Below are 1813 nucleotides of genomic sequence, written 5' to 3' on the forward strand. Positions count from 1 at the left end.
ACTCGAAGGTGCGCATCCGTCTGGAAGACGTGCACTTCGCCGAGGGTGAGGCTCCCGAGGGCTTCGTGCAGGGCAAGACCGTCCTGATGAACACGACTCTCGGTCGCGCACTGTTCAACGAAGCGCTTCCCGCCGACTACCCCTACATCGAGGCGGTCGCTGACAAGGGCCAGATCTCGGCCATCGTCAACGACCTCGCCGAGCGCTACCCGAAGGTGGAGGTCGCAGCAGCACTCGACCGCATCAAGGACGCCGGTTTCCACTGGGCTACCCGCTCCGGTGTGACCGTCGCGCTCAGCGACATCGTGACACCGCCGAACAAGCCGGAGATCATCGCCGGCTACGAGAAGCAGGCCGCGAAGGTCCAGGACCAGTTCGACAAGGGCCTCACGACCGACGCCGAGCGTCGCCAGGAGCTCATGGAGATCTGGAACAAGGCCACCGCCGAGGTCGCCACCGCCATGCAGAACAACTTCGAGTCAGACAACAACATCAACCGCATGGTGTCGTCTGGTGCTCGAGGTAACTGGATGCAGGTTCGCCAGATCGCCGGTATGCGTGGGCTCGTATCGAACCCGAAGGGTGAGATCATCCCTCGTCCGATCGTGCACTCCTATAAGGAGGGCCTGACCGTAGCGGAGTACTTCATCTCGACCCACGGTGCTCGCAAGGGGCTGGCCGACACGGCGCTTCGTACCGCCGACTCGGGGTACCTGACGCGTCGACTCGTCGACGTCTCGCAGGACGTCATCATCCGCGAAGACGACTGCGGCACGTCCAAGGGTCTTGACATGCCGATCGCAGCTCAGGATGCCGCTGGCAACTGGATTCTCGACAGCAACGTCGAGAACTCGGTGTACGCGCGCAGTCTCGCTGCTGATGCGGTCGACGCCAAGGGCAAGACCATTGCGGCCGCCGGCGCCGATGTTGGAGACGTTCTGCTCGACACCCTGGTGTCGGCTGGCGTTCACAACATCAAGGTGCGTTCGGTGCTCACGTGTGAGTCCGTCGTCGGCGTGTGTGCGGCCTGCTACGGTCGCTCGCTTGCGACCGGCCTGCTCGTCGACATCGGTGAGGCCGTCGGTATCATCGCGGCCCAGTCGATCGGTGAGCCCGGAACGCAGCTCACGATGCGTACCTTCCATACGGGTGGTGTTGCTTCAGCAGACGACATCACGCAGGGTCTTCCCCGCGTGACGGAGCTGTTCGAGGCTCGCACCCCCAAGGGTGCTTCGCCCATCGCCGAGGCCGCTGGCCGCATCACCATCGAGGACACGGATCGCGCTCGCCGCCTCATCCTGACCCCCGATAACGGCGACGAGCCCGTTGCCTACCCGGTGCTTCGCCGCGCGACCCTCCTCATCGAGGATGGCCAGCACGTCGACCTCGGCCAGCAGCTGCACGTCGGAAACCTCGACCCGAAGGAAGTTCTTCGCGTCAAGGGTGTCCGTGCCGTTCAGCTCCACCTGGTCGATGGTGTGCAGGGCGTGTACCGCTCACAGGGTGTGCCGATCCACGATAAGCACATCGAGGCCATCGTCCCCCAAATGCTCCGCAAGGTGACCGTGGTCGACCACGGCGATACCGGGCTGCTGCCCGGCGAGCTCGTCGACCGGCTCAAGTACAACGAGCTGAACCGCACCGCGCTCACCGAGGGCAAGAAGACGGCTTCGGCTCGTCAGGAAGTCATGGGTATCACCAAGGCACCCCTTGCGACCGAGTCGTGGCGGAGCGCCGCGCCGTCCCAGGAGACCACGCGTGTTCTCACGCAGGCCGCCATGGAGGGCAAGTCCGACCCGCTGATGGGGCTCAA

General features: G+C 64.5%; 1 pseudogene. It reads left to right on the forward strand.

The features are described 5' to 3' along the window. Window positions 1–1813: pseudogene (locus H7290_RS15715) on the forward strand (DNA-directed RNA polymerase subunit beta'); the annotation flags it as partial.

Source organism: Aeromicrobium sp., from assembly GCF_014378035.1.
In the GTDB taxonomy this organism is placed as follows: Bacteria; Actinomycetota; Actinomycetes; order Propionibacteriales; family Nocardioidaceae; genus Aeromicrobium.